Here is a 1367-nt window from a genome sequence, read left to right as displayed (position 1 = left end):
CTGAGCCTGAGGAAATTGCGCAGCTGCGCGCTCATGCCGAAGCGTGCCGTGCTGAAAAGCAGGCGCAGAAAGAGCAGGCCGAGGCAGCGCATGCGGCCGAAATCGAGCGCCTGCGCACCGATCCCGAGTACGCCCATCTGGAGCAGGGATCGGACCAGAGCGGGGTGCTGGCAGGAAAGAACATCCGCCGCCTGCTGAAAGCCGCCCTGCCAAACCACAAATTCCGGGTGCGCAAAACCTCCTACGGGTCGGTGTCGATCAGCTGCGACGCTCCGCTGGACGATACGGAACACCAGACCGTTTCCGACATCAGAAAGCGCTTCAGATCCGGGTTCTATGACGACGTGACGGATTGTCACTCCAAGAGCCGGAGCCCCTGGCAGGAGGTGTTCGGCAGCGCCGAATACGTCTTCTGACCCCACCTCGCCCTTTCACAGTTCTTCCAGGCCGCCGCGAGGCGGCCTTTGTCATATCTGGAGATCGACATGGCTTTCTTTACGCTCAGTGCGACGCCCGCCACCGCAAAGCGCGAGGGCTATTTCACCAGCACCACGATGGCGCTCATGTCCCATCTGGGAGAGCGGCGTATTGTCGAGGCGAAGTCGGTGGATGGCCTCAAGCCGCTCATCCTGAGTTTCGGCCGTGACACCGCGCTTCAGCACCCTGGGCGGTCATTCAAGATCATGGTCACGGTCAATCGTGGCAGCCGCAAGCCGCGCGGTTTCGACGCCGCTTACGATTCAGAGGCGCTTGGCACCTCTGAATGGCTCGAGACCACGATTGCAGATCCGGTTCCCCACGAGGGCACGCCAGGTGTGGCCTCATGGGGAACACGCTACACACCATTCCGCATGGACGGTGCAGAACCGCGCGAGGTCTCGCTCACCGAGGCCGAACGCCTGTCTGACGACGGCCATCTTGGCTTCAAGGGATGGGCCGCGGACGTTGCAGCCTGTCTCGAAACCAGAGGCGTGCCTGCGGCCGCTTTGAGCAGCGAGACCCGGGCCGATCTGGTGTCGCGCTATCGCGCCCACCAGCATCCTGCCCGGGCCGCCGCCGTCCTGATTGCGGCCTCACAGGCGGACCAACTGGCGGCCTGAGGCCAATGCAGGGGCGCGGACCAGGTCTCCCCTGCCAGATCCTGCAGTTCAAAAGACGAGCGAGTTTTCCATGGTCGATGAAAGCCTTCTCCAGATCGAGACCTGCCTTCTGGATCGTCGCAAGGTCCATCTTGGTGTCGCACCGGATGGGCGTGTCTATCTGCGCGTGACGTCGTTCTGGCCGAAAGAAGCCGCCCAGCACTGGCACGGCCCCTATTCGGACCGGCAGGCGGCGGAGACGGATTTCCGAACCCGGACGCAGCCGCC

General features: G+C 63.4%; 2 protein-coding genes and 1 pseudogene. All 3 read left to right on the top strand.

All coding sequences use genetic code 11. From position 1 onward, the window contains the following. Nucleotides 1–416, top strand: a 416-nt coding sequence (locus R5H23_RS16715; RefSeq protein ID WP_317216115.1) for an LPD29 domain-containing protein, incomplete at its 5' end; no start/stop codon positions are given. 69 nt (nt 417–485) lie between these two features. Beyond that, nucleotides 486–1100, top strand: coding sequence for a hypothetical protein (locus R5H23_RS16710; protein ID WP_211501721.1), 615 nt, complete (start codon nt 486–488; stop codon nt 1098–1100). 70 nt (nt 1101–1170) lie between these two features. Then, nucleotides 1171–1367, top strand: a pseudogene (locus R5H23_RS16705) (hypothetical protein); the annotation flags it as partial.

The organism is Gluconobacter sp. GP1 (assembly GCF_032913585.1).
Classification (GTDB): Bacteria; Pseudomonadota; Alphaproteobacteria; order Acetobacterales; family Acetobacteraceae; genus Gluconobacter; species Gluconobacter cerinus.
This window is presented reverse-complemented; position numbering and strand designations above follow the sequence as displayed.

Bases quoted from the DNA above. Each gene is read 5' to 3' on its own strand.
- R5H23_RS16710 (WP_211501721.1), top strand. From the start codon at position 486: ATGGCTTTCTTTACGCTCAGTGCGACGCCCGCCACCGCAAAGCGCGAG.